The following is a 19,474-nucleotide window of genomic DNA, read 5'->3' on the forward strand; positions in this document are numbered from 1 at the left end:
CGCGTACACGGACGTGCACGGGCGAGGTAGTCTCGATCGAGTCTCCCGATGGCTGTTGCACGCATGCGCCATTCCTTCGTTCGCATCGCTTTCTGTTCCCTGCTGTTCGGTGTCGTCTCCTGCGCCCAGACACCGGCGCAATCTGCGGCATCGTTCGACGCCCTCGTCGACGACGTCGTGCAGCGCTATCGCCTGCCCGGCCTCGCCATCGGCGTGATCGAAGACGGCGAGGTCGTCTACACGCGCACGATCGGCGAAGTCGTCGCGGGTTCAGGCGAGAAGGTCGACGCCGACACGCTGTTCAAGATCGCTTCCAACGGCAAGGCGATGACGACGGGCGTGCTCGCGCGCCTGGTCGATGCCGGCAAGCTCGACTGGAACGATCCCGTCACGAAGCATCTGCCGCAGTTCCGCATGTACGACCCGTGGGTGACGCAGAACCTCCAGGTACGCGATCTCCTGATCCACAACAGCGGGCTGCGCGAAGGCGCAGGCGATCTCATGTTCTGGCCCGAGCCGACGCTGTTCACGCGCGCCGACATCATCGCGGCGCTCGCGCATCTGAAGCCGCTGCACAGCTTCCGCTCGCGCTACGACTACGACAATCTGATGTACGTCGTCGCCGGCGAGGTGGCTGCGGCGGCGGGCGGTGCAAGCTACGAAACACTCGTGCAGCGCGAACTCTTCGCGCCGCTCGGCATGACACGTTGCCGGGTCGGCGGGTTCGATCGGGAGTCGGTCGGCAACGTCGCGCAGCCGCACATGCGTCAGTACGACGGCAATGTCGTGATTCGTGCGGACGAGAAGATCGTTCCCGTCATTCCCTCCGCCGCGGCCGGCGGCATTCGCTGCAGCCTGAACGACATGCTCGCCTGGATGCAGCTGTGGCTCGATCCCGACCTGAAGTCACGCGACGGCAAACCGTGGCTGTCGCAGGCGCAGCGCACTGCACTGTGGAGCGCGCATACGCCGATGCCGATCTCGAAGCGTCAGCGCGACTGGGACGGCAGCCGCTTCAATGCGTACGGCTACGGCTGGCGGCTCTCCGACGTCGACGGCGTCTGGCGCGTCGCGCACACCGGCACGCTCGCGGGCATGTTCTCCGCCGTGAATCTGTTTCCGGAGAAGAATGGCGGCTTCGTGTTCATGATCAACGGTGACGGCGCCGACGCGCGCGCCGTGCTGAATTCCGCGCTGGCAAAACATTTCACCGCACCCGACAACGCGAAACCGGCGTCCTGGTATGCGCAGGCGATCGAAGCGGAGCGGGCAGGGAAGCCGGCGGAGAAGCGTGCGCCGGATACTTCGTCGCGACGGCTCGCGCTCGCACGGAACATGACGCAGCAGCTTGGCGTCTATCGCGACCCCTGGTTCGGCGAGGTGACGGTCTGTGCCGCAGGCGAGGAGGTGCGGTTCGCTTCGGCCAGATCGACGCAACTGCACGGGCGTCTCATGCAGGTCGGCGAACGCGTGCTGGTGGACTGGGATGAGGAGAGCGTCGACGTGGAGCCCTGGCTGCATTTCGCCGGCGCGTCGCTCACGCTGAGCAAGGTGGATCCGGATGCGGACTTCAGCTACGACTATGAGGACCTTGCTTTCACGCGCGTGGCTGCGTGTCCTTGAGACAGCGGAGGAGGGTCAGGGTGGGCCTCTTACTGTGGGGCCGGCTTTAGCCGGCCTTCTTTTAAGGAGTCAGGCTGAAGCCTGACCTACAGCCTGACCCACAAGAATCCCCCGTCCGCGTCAGAGCGGCGACGTGCTCAATTTGAGACCTGCAACACCCATGACGATCAGCAGCAGGCTCAGCAGCCGCGTCGTGCTGGCGGATTCGCCGAACACGACGATGCCGACGATCGCGGTGCCGACGGCGCCGATGCCCACCCACACGGCATAGGCCGTGCCCACCGGCAGTGATTTCAACGACACGGCCAGCAGCGTGATGCTGATGAGGAGCGCGGCGCCCGTACCGAGGCTCGGCCACAGGCGAGTGAAACCTTCGGTGTACTTGAGCCCGACGGCCCATGCGATTTCGAAAAGGCCGGCCAGCAATAACAGGAGCCAGGGAAGCTGTGAGGACATGATGACACCGCAGTTGCGGGGTCGTCCCCTGGAGTGACTGCAGCCGCGAGGTCGTCCCCGCGACGCACCGACCTGGAATATTCGGTGCCGGGCATTAGTGTTTCGCCGCTGCGCGAAGTTCCCGATCCCGGACCGCACGATCGTCAGCGCGGGCTTCCAGTATCAGACGGAGCTGGGCGGGAGGCGTACCGTGATCGCCGGCAGCATCAACAATCTGTTCGACGAGAAATACTGGGACCGCAACACGCTCGGCGAAGGCGTCAACGGCGCGCTGGGGCTGCGGGTTCATTGGTGAGGATCAGCCGTCCGCCGGCTGCGCCGGTGTTTCCAGAATCAGCTGATAGAAGGCGAGATCCAGCCAGCGTCCGAACTTGAAGCCGGCCTGGCTGATCGTGCCCGCGTGCGTGAATCCGAGCTTCTCATGCAGTCGGATGCTGGTGGTGTTGGTGGCGTCGATGCCGCCCACCATCAGGTGATAGTTCTGCTGTCGGGCGGCATCGATGAGTTGCTGCATGAGCAGCGGCGCCAGTCCCTTGCCGCGATGCTTGTGGTGGATGTAGATCGAGTGTTCCACCGAGTATTTGTAGGCAGCGTGGGGCCGGAATTTTCCGTAGCTCGCGAATCCGAGCAGCACGCCGTCGTCGTTCACCGCGCCGATCACCGGAAAATCGCCGGCGCGTTTGACCTCGAACCATTCCGTCATGCTCTGCGCCGTGCGCGGCTTGTAGTCGTACAGCGCGGTCGTGTTGAGGATCGCGTCGTTGAAGATGTCGAGGATCGCGGCGCCGTGAGCATCGAGCGTGCAGGTGACGATCTTCAAGCGGTCTCCTGTTTTCCCGGCTTGACCAGGAAGTCGGTCAGCAGCAACCACACGACACCGGCCATGATCGCAACGTCCGCCACGTTGAATACGCCGGTGCGCAGCGTGCCAATGCCGAGATTCAGGAAGTCGACCACGTAGCCGCCGTAGGCGACGCGATCGATCAGGTTGCCCGCGCCGCCGGCAAGGATCAGCGACAGCGGCACGAGGTTGCGCGGATTCACGTTCTTCCACCACAGCAGATAGACCAGCAGGCCGAGCAGCACGATGCCGACGCCCGCGGACAGCAATGCCTGTCGCCAGCCGGGCGGCAACGAATCGCCGAGACTCAGGAAGGCGCCGTAGTTGTGGGCGAGTTGCAGGCGCACGGTATCGCCGAGGTAGGACCACGCGTCTTCGCGCGGCAGAGTCGCCTTGGCGATCGCCTTGGTGAGCTGATCCAGTCCGATGCAGACCAGCAGCACCGCAGCAATTTTCCAGAGTCTGTTTGCAGAGGACATCAGGTTTCCGGCGTGTCGGTATCGAGAGTGCCTTTCTCCAGCGCCACGCGCGCGGCGGTCGCCAGCGCTTCGTAGCGCTGCTTGAAATCGCGCAGTGCCTGCTCGTCCAGTTCCTCCAGGTCGAGCAGCGCGTTGTGCGCGCCCTTCGTGGCGCGAATCAGTTCGTCGAGCTTCACCTGCATCGCTTCGGTGTCGCGGTTCTGGGTGTTCTGGATCAGGAACACCATCAGGAACGTGACGATCGTCGTACCGGTGTTGATCACCAGCTGCCAGGTATCGCTGAACCCGAACAGTGGCCCGGTGACGGCCCAGATGACGACGATCAGCATCGCCAGCAGAAACGTGGCCGGCTTGCCGGTGAAGCGCGCAGCCTTCTTGGCCAGCGTGGAATAGAGGCTAACCGCGGGCATGATCCTCTCCTGCGATTCGAGCGGGTGATGACGAGGTCAGTTCTGCCGCAATGGCGGAAAGCGCATCGCCGAACGGGCCTTCGCACGTTCCGCTTCCAGTTCGCGGTCGCGCGGCTGCGCTGTCGTGACCAGCGACGAGATCAGCGTCTGCGCCGCCGCCGCGACCTCGTCGATCGCCCGATCGAACGCCGCTTCGTTGAGTTTCGAGGGGCGGGTGAATCCGCTCAGCTTTCTGACGAACTGCAGCGAGGCGGCGCGGATTTCATCCGGCGTCGCGGGCGGTTCGAAGTTGAACAGGGTCTTGATGTTGCGGCACATGACGACACTCCGGTGCGCAGGGACTGCGCCGAGGAGTGTAGGGGAAAGTGACGAAAGTCACGAAGGTGACGAGGAACGTCGCGAGGGTGACGCGGGTGGTTTTCTGACCTACGTGACTTCCGTCACTTCTGCCACTTTCGTGGCCCCTCTCAGAGCGGCATCAGGACCATGCTCGCCAGCGCGAGTACTGCGCCGATCACGCCGCCCGCCGCGACATCGCTCGGATAGTGCAATCCGAGGACGACGCGCGACATCGCCACCAGCGCGGCAAACGGAATGCACAGCAGGCCGAGTTCCGGATAGCTGGCCGTGATCAGGACCGTGAAACTCACGGCGTGCAGCGTGTGACCGGAAGGAAAGCTGTAGCGATCCAGCGCCTTCGTGCCCGGCACGATGCCGGCCAGCGAGATGTAGGGCCGTTCGCGCACCAGCCGCGACTTGAGGAACTTGTAGAGCGCGAGTCCGGTGAATCCGACGATCGCCATGCGCAGCACCGGCAGCAGCGCCGACTGGCCGTAGATGAACGGCAGCGACAGGACCAGCGTGTACCAGAGCACCCCGTCGCCCAGCCGGCTCACGGCGGCGAACAGTTCGCGGATGCGCCGCCGGCTGCAGCCGCGATTCAGCTTCAGGCACCAGCCGTATTCGATCGCATCGACGCGCCGGAACAATGCTGCGGTTCTTGCGGAGGCCATGTCGGTCACCTCGCTACAGTTACCGCACATCTTGGGGATGCCGTGCTGCATCCGGTTGACAGGCAGGTGACTGTTTCGTGACTTCGTTCCCTGTTCTTTGATTTTCCTGTGGGGACTCCCCTGTAGGGCCGGCTTCAGCCGGCCTTCTCTTGAGGAGTCAGGCTAAAGCCTGACCTACAGCAAGAAGGCATGGCCTAGAATGGCTGCGACCTACTGCCAGGCCCGACCATGCAGATCCTGCTGATCGAAGACCACAAGGACATTGCCGCCAACGTTGCCGAATACTTCGGTGCGCGCGGCGATGCGGTGGCGCATGCGACCGACGGGCGCATCGGGCTCGAACTCGCCATGAACGAGCAGTACGACGTCATCGTGCTGGATCTGATGCTGCCCGGCATGGACGGGCTGACCGTGTGTCGCAACCTGCGTTCGGCCGGCCATACGCGCGTGCCGATCCTCATGCTCACCGCCAAGGATCTGCTCGAGGACAAGGTCGAAGGCTTCGAGGCCGGCGCCGACGACTACCTGATCAAGCCGTTTTCCCTGATCGAACTCGACGCGCGGCTCAAGGCGCTGGTGCGTCGCGCCAGTCCGCCGGACACGCCGCGGGTATTGACGGTGGGCGATCTGAAATTCGATCTCAATACGCTCGAGGCCGAGCGCGCCGGCGAGCGCATCAAGCTCAATCCCACGACCCGGCGCATTCTCGCCGTGCTCATGCAGCATGCCGGCCGCGTCGTCACCCGCGCCGAACTCGAGCACGAACTGTGGGGCGATCGCGCGCCGGAGGGCGATTTCCTGCGCGCCCACATGCATGCGCTGCGCACCGCGATCGACAAGAACTTCTCCGTCAAACTGCTGCACACGATTCATGGCACGGGCTATCGACTTTCGCCGGATCCGCTTCGTCCGTGAGCTGAACGAGCGGCTCGCGCAGCTCAGCCTGCGCGGTCGCATCGCCGGCACGATGATCGCGCTCGTCGCCATCGCGGGCGTCGTGCTCGCGGCGTGGGCCGTGCTCGCCGACGAACGCCTGAAGCGCAACGTCACCTACGACCTGCTCTCCGAGGAACTCGCGCACTACGAACAGCGCATGCGCGTCGATCGCGGCGCGGAGCCGCTGCGTTCGGCGCGCCTGAGCATCTATCGCTCCAGCGACTTCGCCGAACTGCCGCGGCGGATCGCAACGTTGCGGCCGGGCGAGATGCATCGCGTGCGTTCCGAAGGGCGTGTGCTCGATGTGCTGGTGCGCGACGGCGATTTCGGGCGTCTGTACATCACGTACGACGTGACCACGCATGCGCGCCAGGAGCTGATCGCCATCCTCATCATCGCCCTCGGCGTCGTCGGCATCGTCGCGGTCGCGGGCTGGGCGGCGTTCGGCATTTCCGGCCGGCTGGTCAAGCCCATCAATGCGCTGGCCGACCGTCTCACCGCCATCGACCCGGGACAGCGGCACGTGCGCATGGGCGCAGAGTTCGCCGGCAACGAACTCGAGCCCATCGCGCGCTCCATCGACACGTACATGGAACGGCTCGACGGCTTCGTCGAACGCGAGCAGTCGTTCACGTCGACCGCGAGTCACGAGCTGCGCACGCCGCTCGCGGTGATTCGCGGCGCCGTCGAACTGCTCGAGGCACAGATGGCGGATCGTCCCGCCGCGGCGAATGCGCTGGGTCGCATCCAGCGCGCGGTGCGCGAGATGACCGAATTCACCGACGCACTGCTGACCCTGTCGCGCGAGGAACGCATCGCGCGCGATGGCGACGCCGGCTGCGAAATCCAGCAACTGCTGACGCGCGTCGTCGAAGACCTGCGCAGCGTGACGCCGGACAAGAAGATCCGCGTCGACATCGACCGGCGCGAAGCCGTGCGCGTCGCCGCGCCCGAGAGCATGGTGGCCATGCTGATCGGCAATATCGTGCGCAATGCCCTGCAGCACGGCACCGCGGACGACGTGCTCTGCCGCCTGAGCGGCCGCGAACTCAGCGTCTCGAATGCCGGTTCCCTGCCGTCCGCCGACCTCTCGCAACCCGCACGCCGTTTCACCACCCATCCCGGCGGCCATGGCATGGGCCTCTATCTGGTGCGGCGCATCTGCGAGCGATATCGCTGGGAAATGAAGCTGGAAAACACGGTGGACGGGGTGCGGGCGAGGGTGGGGTTCTGAACCAAGGCTACGGGCGACAGGCGACAGGCAACAGGCAACAGGCAACAAGTCAGATGCGGACTCTGACAGTCGCCTGCAGCCTGTCGCCGGTAGCCTTCTGCTATCATTCCGCGCCTCCAAATCCCCCGCGATTCAGCCTTTCCCCCAAGATCCATCGGAGTTCCGTCGATGTCGACAGCGGTCAAGCTCAACGTGCCCGCCCAGGGCCAGAAGATCACCATCCAGAACGGCAAACTCAGCGTTCCCGATCAGCCGATCGTCCCATTCATCGAAGGCGACGGCACCGGTCCGGACATCTGGCGCGCGTCGGTTCGCGTGCTCGATGCGGCCGTGGCCAAGGCGTACGGCGGCAAGCGCAAGATCCAGTGGATGGAGGTCTATGCGGGCCAGAAGTCCAACGATCTCTTCAACACCTGGCTGCCGGATGAAACCGTGCAGGCCTGCCGCGACTACCTCGTCTCCATCAAGGGTCCGCTGACCACGCCGATCGGCGGCGGCATCCGTTCGCTGAACGTCGCGCTGCGCCAGATGCTCGATCTCTACGTCTGCCTGCGCCCGGTGCGCTGGTTCAAGGGTGTGCCTTCGCCGGTGAAGTCGCCGGACAAGGTCGACATGGTGATCTTCCGCGAGAACACCGAAGACATTTACGCCGGCATCGAATTCGAAGCCGGCACGCCGGACAACCAGAAGTTCCTCGAAGCCTTCAAGGCCGCGTTCCCGAAGCAGTACGCCAAGATCCGCTTCCCGAACAGCTCGGGCATCGGCATCAAGGCCGTCTCGCAGGAAGGCACCGAGCGCCTGTTCCGCGCAACCGTCGAGTACGCGCTGATCAACAAGCGCAAGAGCGTGACGATCGTGCACAAGGGCAACATCATGAAGTTCACGGAAGGTGCCTTCCGTAACTGGGCCTACGCGCTGGCCGAGAAGGAGTTCGCGGACCAGGTCTACACCTGGGATCAGTGGGAACGCACCAAGGCAGAGAAGGGCGAGAAGGCCGCGAACGAAGAACAGGATGCGGCGAAGAAGGCCGGCAAGGTCATCATCAAGGATGCGATTGCCGACATCACGCTGCAGCAGGTGCTGACGCGTCCCGAAGAGTTCGATGTCATTGCGACCATGAACCTCAACGGCGACTACCTGTCGGACGCACTGGCCGCGCAGGTCGGCGGCATCGGCATCGCGCCGGGCGGCAACATCAACTACGTCACGGGTCATGCCGTGTTCGAAGCCACTCACGGCACCGCGCCGAAGTACGCCAACCTCGACAAGGTGAACCCGGGTTCGGTGATCCTGTCGGGCGAAATGATGCTGCGCTACATGGGCTGGACCGAAGCGGCCGACGCCATCATCAGCTCCATGGACAAGACCATCGGCCAGAAGACGGTCACTTACGACTTCGCCCGCCTGATGGAGGGTGCGAAGGAAGTGAAGTGCTCGGAGTTTGCGGACGCGATGATCCGCAACCTGTGACGCAGGTCGGATGACGGACCGGAAATCGGGGCGCGCAAGCGCCCCGATTTTTTTCTGCCTCTGCCTCTGCCTCTGCCTGTGGGGCCGGCTTCAGCCGGCCTCTGAGAAGTCAGGCTGAAGCCTGACCTACAGACAGAGGCCGGCCCCACAGGCAGAAGCATCGTTCGACGATACGAACTGCGGTTGATAGTCTTCCCCCATGTTCCATCGCCTGCTGCTCCTTCTCGTCCTCGCATTCGCCACGACTCACGTGCTGGCGAGCGATGGCTTTCCGCGTCCCGCCGAACTCGAACGCGACATCGCGTTCTGGCGGCGCATCTACACCGAGGTCGGCACCGACGGCGGACTCATCCACGATCCGGTCCGCCTCGACGTCGTCTACGAAAAGATCCGGCTGCCTGCCGACCTGTCGCCGAAGGAACGCTCGAACCGCATCGACGACATCAAGCGCAAGTACAGCCGCATTCTCGACCGTCTCGCCGCCGGCGCCACCGACCTGAGCGCGGAAGAGCAGCGCGTCCATGACCTGTGGCCGAAAGGCACGCGGCGCAGCCGCTTCGAGCAGGCTTCCGAGGAAGTGCGTTTCCAGCTCGGGCAGGCCGACCGCTTCCTCGAAGGCGTGATCCGCTCCGGTGCCTACAAACCCCACATCGAAAAGACCTTCGCGAAGATGGGTCTGCCGACGGAGCTGGCGGCGCTGCCGCACGTCGAATCGTCCTTCAACACGTATGCCTATTCGAAGGTGGGCGCCGCGGGCATGTGGCAGTTCATGCGCGCCACGGGCCGGCGCTTCATGCGCATCGACAGCGTCGTGGATGAGCGCCTCGATCCCTACGTCGCGACCGAAGCCGCAGGAAAATTCCTGGAACAGAACTACATCGTGCTCGACAGCTGGCCGCTGGCCCTGACCGCCTACAACCACGGCACGGCGGGCATGCGTCGCGCCAAGGAACAGATGGGCACGAGCGACATCACCACGATCGTACGCAACTACAGCAGCCGCTCGTTCGGCTTCGCCTCGCGTAATTTCTATGTCGCCTTCCTCGCGGCGCTCGAGATCGATGCCGATCCGGCCAGGTTCTTCGGTCCGATCAAGCTCGATCCGGTCGACAACAGCCAGACCCTGTCGCTCGCGAACTACGTGCCCGCGACGCAACTCGCCGCGGCGCTGCAGGTCGATCGCGACCTGCTGCGCAAGCTGAATCCTTCGCTGCTGCCGTCGGTGTGGAACGGTTCGCGCCACGTGCCGCGCGGTTTCGATTTCCGTATCCCGGCGAGCGTCGACATGAATGCCGTCGTCGCGCGCCTGTCGAATGCGGCGAGCTTCGACGCGCAGGTGGCCGACACGCATCACAAGGTGGGCAAGGGCGAGACGCTCTCGGTCATCGCGAGCCGCTATGGCGTCAGCATGAACCAGCTCGCGGAGATGAACGGCCTGCGCCGTCCGTACCAGATCCGGATCGGTCAGGTCCTGACCCTGCCCGTGAAGCCCGGCGCCGCGCCGCCCACCGCCGCGGTCGCTCAGGCGGAGAAGGAGCCGCCGAAGCGCGAGGCAGTGCCGACCGGCGTGGTCGGCAGCGAAAAGTACGTGGTGAAGCGCGGCGATACGTTGTCGCGCATCGCCTCCCGGCATGGCCTGACCGAGCAGGCGCTCATGGACATGAACGACATCCGCAATCGCAACTTCGTCTATGAGGGCCAGGTGCTCGCGCTGGTCGCGTCGGCGCGTGTCGCGCCGCCGGTGGAAGCCAGCGTGCCGGTCGATACCGTCACGCCCGCGCCGACGGCCGAAGTCGCGGCGGTCGCCGAAGCGGTCGAACCTGCCTCGGAGAAGGAAGCGGAAGAAATCGGGCCCACCTTGCTGCCCGGCGCCCAGGCGGCCTCATCGGCCGATCCCGCCGATTACTCGGTTCATGACGGCAACACCATTCGCGTGCAGGCCGCCGAGACCATCGGCCACTACGCCGAGTGGCTCGAAGTCCGCGGCAGCCAGGTGCGCAAGCTCAATCGCATGACGGCGGCGACGCCGGTCGTCATCGGCCGCAAGCTGAAAATGGATTTCTCGAAAGTCACGCCCGACCAGTTCGAGGCGCGCCGCACCGCGTATCACCGCCAGCTGCAGGAAGCCTTCTTCACCGAATTCCGCATCAGCGGCGACGTCAGTCACACCGTGAAGAGCGGCGAATCGATCTGGGTGCTGGCCCAGCAGCGCTACAACATTCCGATCTGGCTGCTGCGTCAGTACAACCCCGACGTTGACCTCGGCGCGGTGCGCCCGGGAACCAAACTCGTCATCCCGACGGTCGCGCCGGTGAACGGCGGTGCTGCGGGCGGGTCGGATTAGAAGAATGTTTCACACGGAGATCACGGAGACCACGGAGCAGAGATCAAGAAGGAAGAATTTCCACGGGGGAGGAATGGGAACACGGGGAACACGGGGAAAGAAAATTTCTGTTCCGAGACCCCGTGCTCCCCGTGTTCCCTTTCTTCCCCCCGTGGAAACTCCTCTTCTTCTTTGCCTTGACCTCCGTGTCCTCCGTGCTCTCCGTGTGAAATCCGATCTCCGAGGAATGGCAAGGTGCGGACAGTAGTAATGGTGGCGGCACTGCTCGGTCTCGCCGGCTGCATGACCCAGCAGGCCTACGACGGCCCGAAGCTCGCGCGCGACGAGGTCGCCCACATCAGCGGCGACCTGCGCTTCACCGCGGGCGCGCCGGTGTCGGCGCTGCTGCGCCAGGTCGACGGGCGCGCGCTGAGTGTTTCCCAGAGCGGCGTCGACGTGGATCCCGGCAGCCATCAGTTGCTGGTGGACTGCATCGTTCGCGAAACCGGCTCGACCAGCCGCTTCTCGCTCGATGTCGATGTCTCCGCCGGACGACGCTACCGGCTCGTGCCCGAGACCGGATCGGCGCGCGAGGGCTGCGTTGCGGTGCATCTTGAGGCGCAGGATTAGCTGCGGGTCTGGCTGCAGGTCAGGCTGTAGGTCAGGCTGTAGGTCAGGCTTTAGCCTGACGCCTCAATGAGAGAAGGCCGGCTAAAGCCGGCCCCACAGCAAGAGCAATCTTGCAGCCCGGTGATGCCGGTCACGGCTTTTCGTGAATTCCCTCGCAAGATGGCGACTTGCCCGGCGGCTTGCCGCGGGTGGGTGAACATAAGCGAGCTATACTCGCGAGCCATCGAAATGTTGCGAACCGGGCTGAACCGAATGCCGTCGATCGATCGGGTGTTTTCTTCGAGTCTGCTGTGTCTGCTGACACTGCTCGCTTTCAGCGTTCGCGCCGACGGTCCGCTGTCGTCGTCGGCCATCGCGGGCTCCAGCGTCGAATCCGGTCTGCCGCTGGCGGACTACGTCGTCGTCAACAAGTCGAAGCGCACGCTGCAGCTGCTGCGCAACGACAAGGTGCTGCGTACCTACAAGATCGCGCTCGGACTGCGTCCGGAAGGGCACAAGCAGTTCGAAGGTGATTTCCGCACGCCCGAGGGCAAGTACCTGCTGACACGCCGCAATCCCAACAGCGAGTATTTCCTGTCGATCCAGGTGTCCTATCCGAACGATCAGGACGTCGCACGCGCGCGCCGTCAGGGCCAGCGTCCCGGCGGCGCCATCATGATTCACGGCCAGCCGAACACGCCGCGCAAGCCGCGCGATTACTACGCCAACGTCGACTGGACCGAGGGCTGCATCGCCGTCTCCAATTCGGACATGGTGGAAATCTGGCTGATGACGCCGCCGGACACGCCCATCGAGATCCAGCCGTGACGGCAGCAGGCGATCAGGGCGCCACCATTTCGCTCTCGCATGCCGAGGCCGAATCGCTGGTCGATGCGCGCGTCTCGCCGACCGGCAGCCTGGAGAATCTGTCGCAGCGCGAAGTCGCGCAGCTGCTGAGTGCGGGGCACGGCGGCGTCTACCAGCTGTTCCGGCGCTGCGCACTCGCGGTGCTTTCGTCCGGCCTGCACACCGACGACATCCGCGACATTTTCGACCGCTACGAGGATTTCGACATCCGCCTCGGCCGGCAGGCCTGGGGCATCAAGCTCGAAGTGAAGAACGCGCCGTCGAGCGCCTTCGTCGACGGCCAGATGATCCGCGGCATCAAGGAACACCTGTTCGCCGCACTGCGCGATCTGGTCTACATCCACGACGCCATCCTCGGCAACAACCGCTTCGACCTGAACGATCCGGTGTCGATCACCAACGCGGTCTATCACATCCTGCGCAACGCGCGCGTGCTCGACTACAAGGGACGTCCCGACCTCGTCGTGTGCTGGGGCGGGCATTCCATCGGTTCGCACGAATACGACTACACCAAGAAGGTCGGCTACGAACTGGGCCTGCGCGCGCTGAGCGTGTGCACGGGTTGCGGCCCGGGCGCGATGAAGGGCCCGATGAAGGGCGCCACCATCGGCCATGCCAAGCAGCGCATCCGCGACGGTCGCTACATCGGTCTCACCGAGCCCGGCATCATCGCCGCCGAGCCGCCGAATCCGATCGTGAACCAGCTCGTGATCATGCCGGACATCGAGAAGCGTCTCGAAGCCTTCGTCCGCATCGCGCACGCCATCATCGTCTTCCCGGGCGGCGCCGGCACGGCGGAGGAGATCCTCTACCTGCTCGGCCTCCTGCTCGATCCGGCCAATGCCGATCAGCCGCTGCCCGTGATCTTCACCGGGCCGGCCGAGTCCGCAGCGTACTTCGCGCAGATCGACCGCTTCATCGGCGCGACGCTCGGCCCTGCCGCGCAGAAGCGCTACAAGATCGTCACCGGCGATCCTGCCCAGGCCGCCCGCGAAGTGGCGCGCGGCGTCGACGCGGTGCGCGAGTTCCGCCGCTCGCATCGCGACGCCTACAACTACAACTGGCTGCTCAGCATCCAGCCCGATTTTCAGCGGCCCTTCGAACCGACCCACGAGGCGATGGCGAAGCTCGAACTGCGTCGCGACCTGCCGCCGCACGTGCTGGCGGCCAACCTGCGTCGCGCCTTTTCCGGCATCGTCGCGGGCAACGTGAAGGAGCAGGGTGTGCAGGCCATCGAGGCGCACGGCCCGTTCGAACTGCACGGCGACAGGGAGGTCATGACGTTGCTGGACGAACTGCTGGCCGCGTTCGTCGCGCAGAAACGCATGAAAATCGCCGGCGAATACCGGCCCTGTTACCGGCTGGTCGCATGAGTCATCTGAAAACGACGTACCGATTCGCCCTGCCGGATTCCCGCGAACGCGTCTTCGATCTCAAGCTCGATCGCGACACGGCGCAGCTGCCGCCGTCCACCGATCCGAATCCGCCCGCCTGGACGGAGCTGCCGTTTCACCAGTGTGCGGGCTGTCCGCTCGACAAGGAAAAGACGACGCATTGCCCCGCCGCCGTGCACCTGGCGAGCGTCATCGATGGCTTCTCCGATCTGGTGTCGTACGACACGGTGCGCGTCACGGTGGAAAGCGAAGAGCGCGCCGTGGTCGCCACGCTCTCGGCACAGCAGGCGCTGGCCTCGCTGATGGGACTCATCATGGCCTCCAGCGGCTGCCCGCGCACGGCCAACTTCCGGCCGATGGCTCGCTTCCATCTGCCATTTTCCAACGAATCCGAAACCGCCTATCGCGTCGCCGCGATGTATCTCGTCGCCCAGCATTTCAAGGCGCGCGCTGGCGGCACGGCCGACCTCTCGCTCGACAACCTCGACAGCGTGTATCACGGCATGCACGCCGTGAACCGCGGCATGGCGCAGCGCCTGCGCGCGGCGAGCCGGCAGGACGCCATCGTCAACGCCATCGTGCTGCTCGATGTCTACAGCAGCCTCGTGCCCTCGGCGATTCACGAGATCCTCGACGAGATCAAACCCGCCTTTGCGGCGTTGCTTGCCGAGCCTTCCTGAAGAGAGAAGAAGAATTTCCACGGGGAGGAAGGGGGACACGGGGGACACGGGGCGGAACAGAAAAATCTCTTCTTGTCCCCGTGCTCCCCGTGTCCCCCGTGGAAATGCTTCTTCTCTCTTCGCTCAATAACGAATAATCGCCGGTTAAATGGTGCGTGCGATCCGCGCGTTCTCTGAGAGAACTGTCGCAGTCTCGCGCCATGCGCAGGGTCGCTGTGATCCAGTTCCTCACGTGCGCTGCAGTGGACTCATTAACGTGCCTTCCCAACAGGAGGCACGATATGTCAGAGCACAACAGCGATGAGCTGTCAGCGACCGGAAGGCATCGGGCCTGGGTCGGCGAGGCGGGCAGTGCGGCGGTTCGTGTCGGCAATCCAGGCCGCGACACGCAGCGCGCCTGGCTGCAGCGCTCGCAGCCGAGCAACTCGCGTCATGCCGCCATCACGCGTTCGCTGAACAGCTGGAGCAACTACAAGAGCTGGAGCGACAAGGTTCGCCACGGCTGGGACAAGGACAAGAAGTAGAGATTGGGACTCTTGTTCTTTCTCTCTTGCTGTGGGGCCGGCTTTAGCCGGCCTTCTGAGGAGTCAGGCTGAAGCCTGACCTACAGGGAGAAGATCATTCCGGAAGGGAAGCCGCCGCCGGCGTCGTCGCGCCGGGCACGGCATCGGGCGTCGGTGCGATCGCACTGGCCCGCAATACCGACGTCATCGCCGGTACGCCCGCCTGCAACGTCAGCGGCGTACGCTGCGCCAGCCAGCCCAGCAGCGGCAGCCACTGATCCAGATCCTCGCGCACCAGGTACGGTTTCATTTCGAACAGGCCCGTGCCGGATTCGGCGGCGCGGATGTAGTTCTGCGAATCGCGCAGCGTGGTCACGACCGGAATCTGCAGCGTCTCCAGAAACCGCATCAGCGATTTGTACATCAGCGTATTTTTCTTGACGCGATTGGCGATGACGGCGATGCGCTGTTCCTCGCGCTTCACCTTGGCGATCAGCAGCAGATCGGAAATGCATTTCGCGGCGGCGTGGATGTCGATGTCCGACGGTAGCACCGGCACCAGGATCGCGGTGGCGTTGCGCGTGATGTCCGGAAGGTTCTGCGGCTCGAGCGCCGCGGGCGTGTCGACGACGAGCCGTTCGGTGTCGAGCGGCAACCGCGTCGCGAAACTGCGCGTGACGCGCGAATTGCGTTCGTAGCCCGCGATGCCGTGGATGGCCTGCAGTCCCTTGGCGCGCTTGCTCAGCCAGCGCGTGCTCGATCCCTGCGCGTCGAGATCCATCAGGGTCGGCCGTAGGCCGGAAACAGCAAAATAGCTCGCCAGATTGGTCGCGATCGTGGTTTTGCCGGAACCACCTTTCGGATTCAATACGACGATTTTTTGCATTCGAAACTGCTTGCCGCAGGCCGGCGTTCAACCCTCAGCCTACGGGACAGGGTAATCCAGGTTCAAGGTCGACTTTGTGACGACGGTCACTCGCCTGCCCGTTGGTCGTAGCGGGCGGCTGTGAGTCCGCTCACACCGACCCCGCAACCGGCCGCGTACAGTCGTTGCCGACCACCGAGGCATCCGCATGGAATTTCTACTGCTCTGGATCGACGAACTCGACGACGCGCTTGGCGCGCTGCGTCATCTGGCGCCAAAGATCGCCGGCTTCTGCCTCGCACTCGCGTTGTTCGCGCTGACGGGTATCGCGCTCGTGTTCGCACCGCATACCACGCTCGCCATTCTCGGCGCGGTGTTGTCGGCGTCGCTGGTCGAATTCGCCCGGCAGCGCCGGCGTTCTCTGCAGAAGAGCTGAGAAGGTTTCACACGGAGTTCACGGAGCACACGGAGATCGAAGAAAAATAGCCGCAAAAAGCGCAAAAGGCGCAAAACAAGAATGCTCTTTTCCCACCTTGCGCTTTTTGCGCCTTTTGCGGCCATTCTCTGTCTCTTCTGCCTCCGTGTTCTCCGTGAACTCCGTGTGAAATATTCTTAGGCTCCGAGCCGTTCGAGTCCGCGGACCAGCCGGTAAAGCGATTCCTGCACCGGCATCGCAAGTCCATGACGCGCGGCGACGCGCAACGCTTCTCCCACCGTATCTTCGATCTCAAGCGGCCGGCCCGAACTGAAATCCTGCAGCGCGGACATGCGATGGTCGGGCGCCTTCGTGCGGAACGATTCGCCGGCGCGCAGTACGACCTCTATCGCTTCCTGTTCGCTGCCGCGGCACATCGATGCCACGGGCAGCATCGCCTGGTCGTTGAGCGCGATGCCTTCGGCGCGGGCGAGGACGCCCATTTCGCGAACCGTGCGCGCCAGCAGGATGGCGATGTCGGGATCCACCAGGTATTTCCAGGTCACGGCGCGGGTCGCGACGGCCAGCGTCATGAAGCCGGTCCAGGCGACGAACTTCGACCATTCGCGGCCGAGCATGTCGTCCACGGCGGTGGAGCGGACGCCCGCGCGGTCGATGGTCGAGGCGATCGATTGAGCCCGCTCGCTCAGGTGGCCGTCCAGTTCGCCGACCAGCAAATTGATGTTGCGAGTGAACAGCACTTCGCCCGACGGCAGCAGTTCGCCGCTGGTGTCGGCGAGCGAGCCGAGCACGTGTTCGCGTCCGAACGCGGCGATCAGGTGATCGTTCTTGAAGACGCCGTTCTGGATCGAGAAGGTGGCATCGATCTGTGCTGCGCGCAGCGGCTGCAATGCTTCGGCCGTGCCCATGGTTTTCATGGCGACGATCAGGGTGCCGATCTGCCTGAGCTGCGAAGCATCGGTCAGCACGGGCACATCGATGTCGAATTCGGCCAGTCCGCGGATCCGCAGGCCGCTGGAGCGAAGTTGCTGCGCGCGACGCTCGCGCACCAGCATGACGACCGAGTGACCGGCGCGCGCGAGGTGTGCACCGAGGATGGAACCGATGGCGCCGGCGCCGAGGATGGCGAAGTCGGGAGCGGTGTTCATGACGGGCAGGATAACGCTTCAACGAATCACATGAGGTTCGCATGAGCGTCCCTTCCTCCGCGTAGCGGGGGGAAGGACAGGATGGGGGTTCTGTAGGTCAGGCTTTAGCCTGACTTCTGAAAAGAGGCCGGCTGAAGCCGGCCCCACAGTAAGAGGCTCCCACCGCCGGACGAAATGTCGGCTCGCCCACGACTCCTCCGTCCTAGAGGAAACATCCTCGGAGGACCCGACATGTGCCCAGCCTGTCTCGCCGCCGCCGCGTGGGCGGTTGCCGGTACGACGTCTGCCGGCGGTCTGACGGTATTCGTCGCGCGGAAATTACGCAGGCGCGAGCAACAGCGTCCAGCGCCGCCTGCTCTGCCCGTTGCAGAAGAATCGCGTACACAGCGCGAACGTCCACAGTAATGGCGCGCCCGCCCGGGCTGTTCGGAACATGCGGCATACTCCAGCCCCGATCAGCCAGCGAGGGTTTTCCATGCAGTACGCGATCTTCTGCTACAACCAGGAGGCCGAGGTCGGCCGCTGGACCCAGGAACAGGACGACGAAGTGATGGCCCGGCACCAGAAGGTGATCCAGGATCTCGCGGCGCGCGGCAAGATGGGTCCCGTCGCGCGGCTGCAGCCCACGACGACGGCGACGACTGTCCGCTCGGGCAACATCAAGGCGACCTTCGACGGTCCGTTCGCCGAAACGAAGGAGCAACTGCTCGGCTTCTACATCGTCGACTGCGACAGCGCCGAGGAAGCCGCGGAGATCGCGCGTCAATTTGTCGAGGCGCCGGGCTGCATGGAGATCCGTCCGGTGCGCAATTTCTTCCCCGGCCCTTCGGCATGAGCGATCCCGGCTGGATCGACACCGCGCTCACCAATGCACGCCCGCAGGCGATTGCGGCGCTGCTGCGGTATTTCCGCGATCTCGATACGGCCGAGGAAGCCTTCCAGGAAGCCTGCCTGCGGGCGCTGAAGCGCTGGCCGGTGAACGGCGCGCCGAACGATCCGGTGGCCTGGCTCATCCTGGTCGCGCGCAACGTCGCGCTCGATGAAGTCCGTCGCAACAGCCGCCTGCAGGAACTGCCGCCGGACGACGTGATCTCCGACACGGACGACACCGAAACGCCGCTCGCCGAGAAGCTCGACAATTCCCGGTATCGCGACGATGTGCTGCGGCTGCTGTTCATCTGCTGCCATCCGGAGCTGCCGCCGACCCAGCAGATTCCGCTGGCGCTGCGCATCGTCTGCGGTTTGTCCGTACGCGAGATCGCACGCGCCTTCCTGGTCACCGAGTCGGCGATGGAACAGCGCATCACGCGCGCCAAGCGCCGCGTCGGCGTGGCCGACGTGCCGTTCGAAACGCCCGGCGCCGAGCAGCGGTCGGAGCGACTCGCGACCGTGGCGGCGATGGTCTATCTGCTTTTCAACGAAGGCTATGCGGCCAGCGGCGGCGATGTACATCTGCGCGCGCCATTGTGCGAAGAGGCGATCCGTCTCGCGCGCCTGTTGCTGCAGCTGTTTCCGGGCGAGAGCGAGATCATGGGCCTGGCTGCGCTGCTGCTGTTGCAGCACGCCCGCGCGCCGGCGCGGCTCGACACGGCGGGCGAGATCGTGCTGCTCGAAGCCCAGGATCGGCGCCTGTGGAATCGCGACATGATTCGCGAAGGCCTCGCGCTGGTCGAGGCGGCGCTGCGCATGCGCAGGGTCGGTCCCTATCAGCTGCAGGCCGCGATCGCGGCCGTGCACACCCAGGCGGACAAGTTCGACGACACCGACTGGAGCGAGATCGACCAGCTCTATGCCGTGCTTGAAACAGTGCAGCCTTCGCCGGTGGTCACGCTCAATCGCGCCGTGGCGGTCTCGAAAGTCAGCGGTCCGGCTGCCGCGCTCGCCATGATCGAGCCGCTGGCCGAGGCACTTGCCGGTTATTTTCATTTCCACGGTGCCCGCGGCGCCCTGTTGCTGCAGCTCGATCGCCGCGACGACGCACGCCTCGCCTTCGACCGCGCCCTGTCCCTCGCCAACACGGCCGCCGAAGCCAGCCACATCCGCAAGCACCTCGACCAGCTCATCGACAGCGGCGAACCCGAAGAGCAGCGTGCCCTGCGTCGTGTGCATCCGCATCGAAGCTGAGATCCCTCTTTCTGTGGGGCCGGCTTCAGCCGGCCTTTGCACTTGAAGAGGCCGGCTGAAGCC

General features: G+C 64.6%; 22 protein-coding genes. 14 read left to right on the forward strand and 8 right to left on the reverse strand.

Annotation, left to right across the window (positions count from 1 at the left end; translation table 11 throughout):
- Window positions 1-48 precede the first annotated feature (48 nt).
- Window positions 49-1,623 (forward strand): serine hydrolase domain-containing protein, encoded by a 1,575-nt coding sequence (locus V7D81_RS04725; protein WP_324314863.1) that lies wholly within the window; start codon window positions 49-51, stop codon window positions 1,621-1,623.
- 120 nt (window positions 1,624-1,743) lie between these two features.
- On the opposite strand, the gene sugE is transcribed toward V7D81_RS04725, so the two are convergent.
- A complete protein-coding gene (gene sugE, locus V7D81_RS04730) occupies window positions 1,744-2,079 on the reverse strand; it encodes a quaternary ammonium compound efflux SMR transporter SugE (RefSeq protein ID WP_324314865.1) in 336 nt (111 codons plus the stop codon).
- A gap of 97 nt (window positions 2,080-2,176) precedes the next feature.
- Between sugE and V7D81_RS04735 the strand changes: the two genes are divergently transcribed.
- Window positions 2,177-2,374 (forward strand): hypothetical protein, encoded by a 198-nt coding sequence (locus tag V7D81_RS04735; protein ID WP_324314867.1) that lies wholly within the window; start codon window positions 2,177-2,179, stop codon window positions 2,372-2,374.
- 3 nt (window positions 2,375-2,377) lie between these two features.
- On the opposite strand, the gene V7D81_RS04740 is transcribed toward V7D81_RS04735, so the two are convergent.
- The 5 genes from V7D81_RS04740 to V7D81_RS04760 all read right to left on the reverse strand — a co-directional run bounded on the left by V7D81_RS04740 (window position 2,378) and on the right by V7D81_RS04760 (window position 4,822).
- Window positions 2,378-2,899 carry a GNAT family N-acetyltransferase gene (locus tag V7D81_RS04740; protein ID WP_324314869.1) on the reverse strand — a complete coding sequence of 174 codons (522 nt, stop codon included), beginning with the start codon at window positions 2,897-2,899 and terminating at the stop codon, window positions 2,378-2,380.
- Window positions 2,896-3,399, reverse strand: a complete 504-nt coding sequence (lspA, locus tag V7D81_RS04745) for a signal peptidase II (protein ID WP_324314871.1) — start codon at window positions 3,397-3,399, stop codon at window positions 2,896-2,898. The genes V7D81_RS04740 and lspA overlap by 4 nt, the downstream gene beginning before the upstream one ends.
- Window positions 3,399-3,809, reverse strand: a complete 411-nt coding sequence (locus V7D81_RS04750; protein ID WP_324314873.1) for a low affinity iron permease family protein — start codon at window positions 3,807-3,809, stop codon at window positions 3,399-3,401. The genes lspA and V7D81_RS04750 overlap by 1 nt, the downstream gene beginning before the upstream one ends.
- A gap of 36 nt (window positions 3,810-3,845) precedes the next feature.
- Window positions 3,846-4,127: a DUF2277 domain-containing protein gene (locus tag V7D81_RS04755; RefSeq protein ID WP_324314874.1), complete on the reverse strand. Its 282-nt coding sequence runs from the start codon at window positions 4,125-4,127 to the stop codon at window positions 3,846-3,848.
- Between the two features lie 149 nt (window positions 4,128-4,276).
- Window positions 4,277-4,822 carry a phosphatase PAP2 family protein gene (locus V7D81_RS04760; RefSeq protein WP_324314875.1) on the reverse strand — a complete coding sequence of 182 codons (546 nt, stop codon included), beginning with the start codon at window positions 4,820-4,822 and terminating at the stop codon, window positions 4,277-4,279.
- Window positions 4,823-5,050: 228 nt separating this feature from the next.
- Here V7D81_RS04760 and V7D81_RS04765 point away from each other — a divergent pair, with 228 nt between their 5' ends.
- The 9 genes from V7D81_RS04765 to V7D81_RS04805 all read left to right on the forward strand — a co-directional run bounded on the left by V7D81_RS04765 (window position 5,051) and on the right by V7D81_RS04805 (window position 14,859).
- Entirely contained in the window at window positions 5,051-5,737 is a 687-nt protein-coding gene (locus V7D81_RS04765) for a response regulator transcription factor (RefSeq protein ID WP_324314876.1), read from the forward strand.
- Window positions 5,694-6,992 (forward strand): sensor histidine kinase, encoded by a 1,299-nt coding sequence (locus tag V7D81_RS04770; RefSeq protein WP_324314877.1) that lies wholly within the window; start codon window positions 5,694-5,696, stop codon window positions 6,990-6,992. Before V7D81_RS04765 ends, V7D81_RS04770 begins: the two co-directional genes overlap by 44 nt.
- A 168-nt stretch (window positions 6,993-7,160) precedes the next feature.
- The gene (gene icd, locus V7D81_RS04775; protein WP_324314879.1) at window positions 7,161-8,462 is read left to right on the forward strand and encodes an NADP-dependent isocitrate dehydrogenase; all 1,302 of its coding nucleotides are present in this window, start codon (window positions 7,161-7,163) and stop codon (window positions 8,460-8,462) included.
- A gap of 199 nt (window positions 8,463-8,661) precedes the next feature.
- Window positions 8,662-10,806 carry a LysM peptidoglycan-binding domain-containing protein gene (locus V7D81_RS04780; RefSeq protein WP_324314881.1) on the forward strand — a complete coding sequence of 715 codons (2,145 nt, stop codon included), beginning with the start codon at window positions 8,662-8,664 and terminating at the stop codon, window positions 10,804-10,806.
- A gap of 234 nt (window positions 10,807-11,040) precedes the next feature.
- Window positions 11,041-11,415, forward strand: coding sequence for a hypothetical protein (locus tag V7D81_RS04785; RefSeq protein ID WP_324314882.1), 375 nt, complete (start codon window positions 11,041-11,043; stop codon window positions 11,413-11,415).
- Between the two features lie 252 nt (window positions 11,416-11,667).
- Complete coding sequence (locus tag V7D81_RS04790; protein ID WP_324314883.1) at window positions 11,668-12,222, forward strand: L,D-transpeptidase family protein; 555 nt, start codon at window positions 11,668-11,670, stop codon at window positions 12,220-12,222.
- Window positions 12,219-13,634 carry a nucleotide 5'-monophosphate nucleosidase PpnN gene (gene ppnN / locus V7D81_RS04795; RefSeq protein ID WP_324314884.1) on the forward strand — a complete coding sequence of 472 codons (1,416 nt, stop codon included), beginning with the start codon at window positions 12,219-12,221 and terminating at the stop codon, window positions 13,632-13,634. Before V7D81_RS04790 ends, ppnN begins: the two co-directional genes overlap by 4 nt.
- Window positions 13,631-14,335: a DUF6901 family protein gene (locus V7D81_RS04800; protein WP_324314886.1), complete on the forward strand. Its 705-nt coding sequence runs from the start codon at window positions 13,631-13,633 to the stop codon at window positions 14,333-14,335. Before ppnN ends, V7D81_RS04800 begins: the two co-directional genes overlap by 4 nt.
- Before the next feature lie 281 nt (window positions 14,336-14,616).
- The gene (locus V7D81_RS04805) at window positions 14,617-14,859 is read left to right on the forward strand and encodes a hypothetical protein (RefSeq protein ID WP_324314888.1); all 243 of its coding nucleotides are present in this window, start codon (window positions 14,617-14,619) and stop codon (window positions 14,857-14,859) included.
- Window positions 14,860-14,953: 94 nt separating this feature from the next.
- Here the strand turns inward: V7D81_RS04805 and V7D81_RS04810 are convergent, their stop codons facing one another.
- Window positions 14,954-15,724, reverse strand: coding sequence for a ParA family protein (locus V7D81_RS04810; protein ID WP_324314890.1), 771 nt, complete (start codon window positions 15,722-15,724; stop codon window positions 14,954-14,956).
- 187 nt (window positions 15,725-15,911) lie between these two features.
- On the opposite strand from V7D81_RS04810, the gene V7D81_RS04815 reads away from it, so the two are divergent.
- Window positions 15,912-16,139: a hypothetical protein gene (locus V7D81_RS04815; RefSeq protein WP_324314892.1), complete on the forward strand. Its 228-nt coding sequence runs from the start codon at window positions 15,912-15,914 to the stop codon at window positions 16,137-16,139.
- A gap of 176 nt (window positions 16,140-16,315) precedes the next feature.
- On the opposite strand, the gene V7D81_RS04820 is transcribed toward V7D81_RS04815, so the two are convergent.
- On the reverse strand, window positions 16,316-17,287 hold the full coding sequence (locus V7D81_RS04820; protein WP_324314893.1) for a ketopantoate reductase family protein: 972 nt from the start codon (window positions 17,285-17,287) through the stop codon (window positions 16,316-16,318).
- Between the two features lie 475 nt (window positions 17,288-17,762).
- Here V7D81_RS04820 and V7D81_RS04825 point away from each other — a divergent pair, with 475 nt between their 5' ends.
- Together V7D81_RS04825 and V7D81_RS04830 are read left to right on the forward strand one after the other, a co-directional pair.
- The gene (locus V7D81_RS04825; protein WP_324314895.1) at window positions 17,763-18,122 is read left to right on the forward strand and encodes a YciI family protein; all 360 of its coding nucleotides are present in this window, start codon (window positions 17,763-17,765) and stop codon (window positions 18,120-18,122) included.
- Window positions 18,119-19,411: an RNA polymerase sigma factor gene (locus V7D81_RS04830; protein ID WP_324314896.1), complete on the forward strand. Its 1,293-nt coding sequence runs from the start codon at window positions 18,119-18,121 to the stop codon at window positions 19,409-19,411. The genes V7D81_RS04825 and V7D81_RS04830 overlap by 4 nt, the downstream gene beginning before the upstream one ends.
- Window positions 19,412-19,474: the final 63 nt, after the last annotated feature.

Source organism: Povalibacter sp. (genome assembly GCF_036735925.1).
Classification (GTDB): domain Bacteria; phylum Pseudomonadota; class Gammaproteobacteria; order Steroidobacterales; family Steroidobacteraceae; genus Steroidobacter.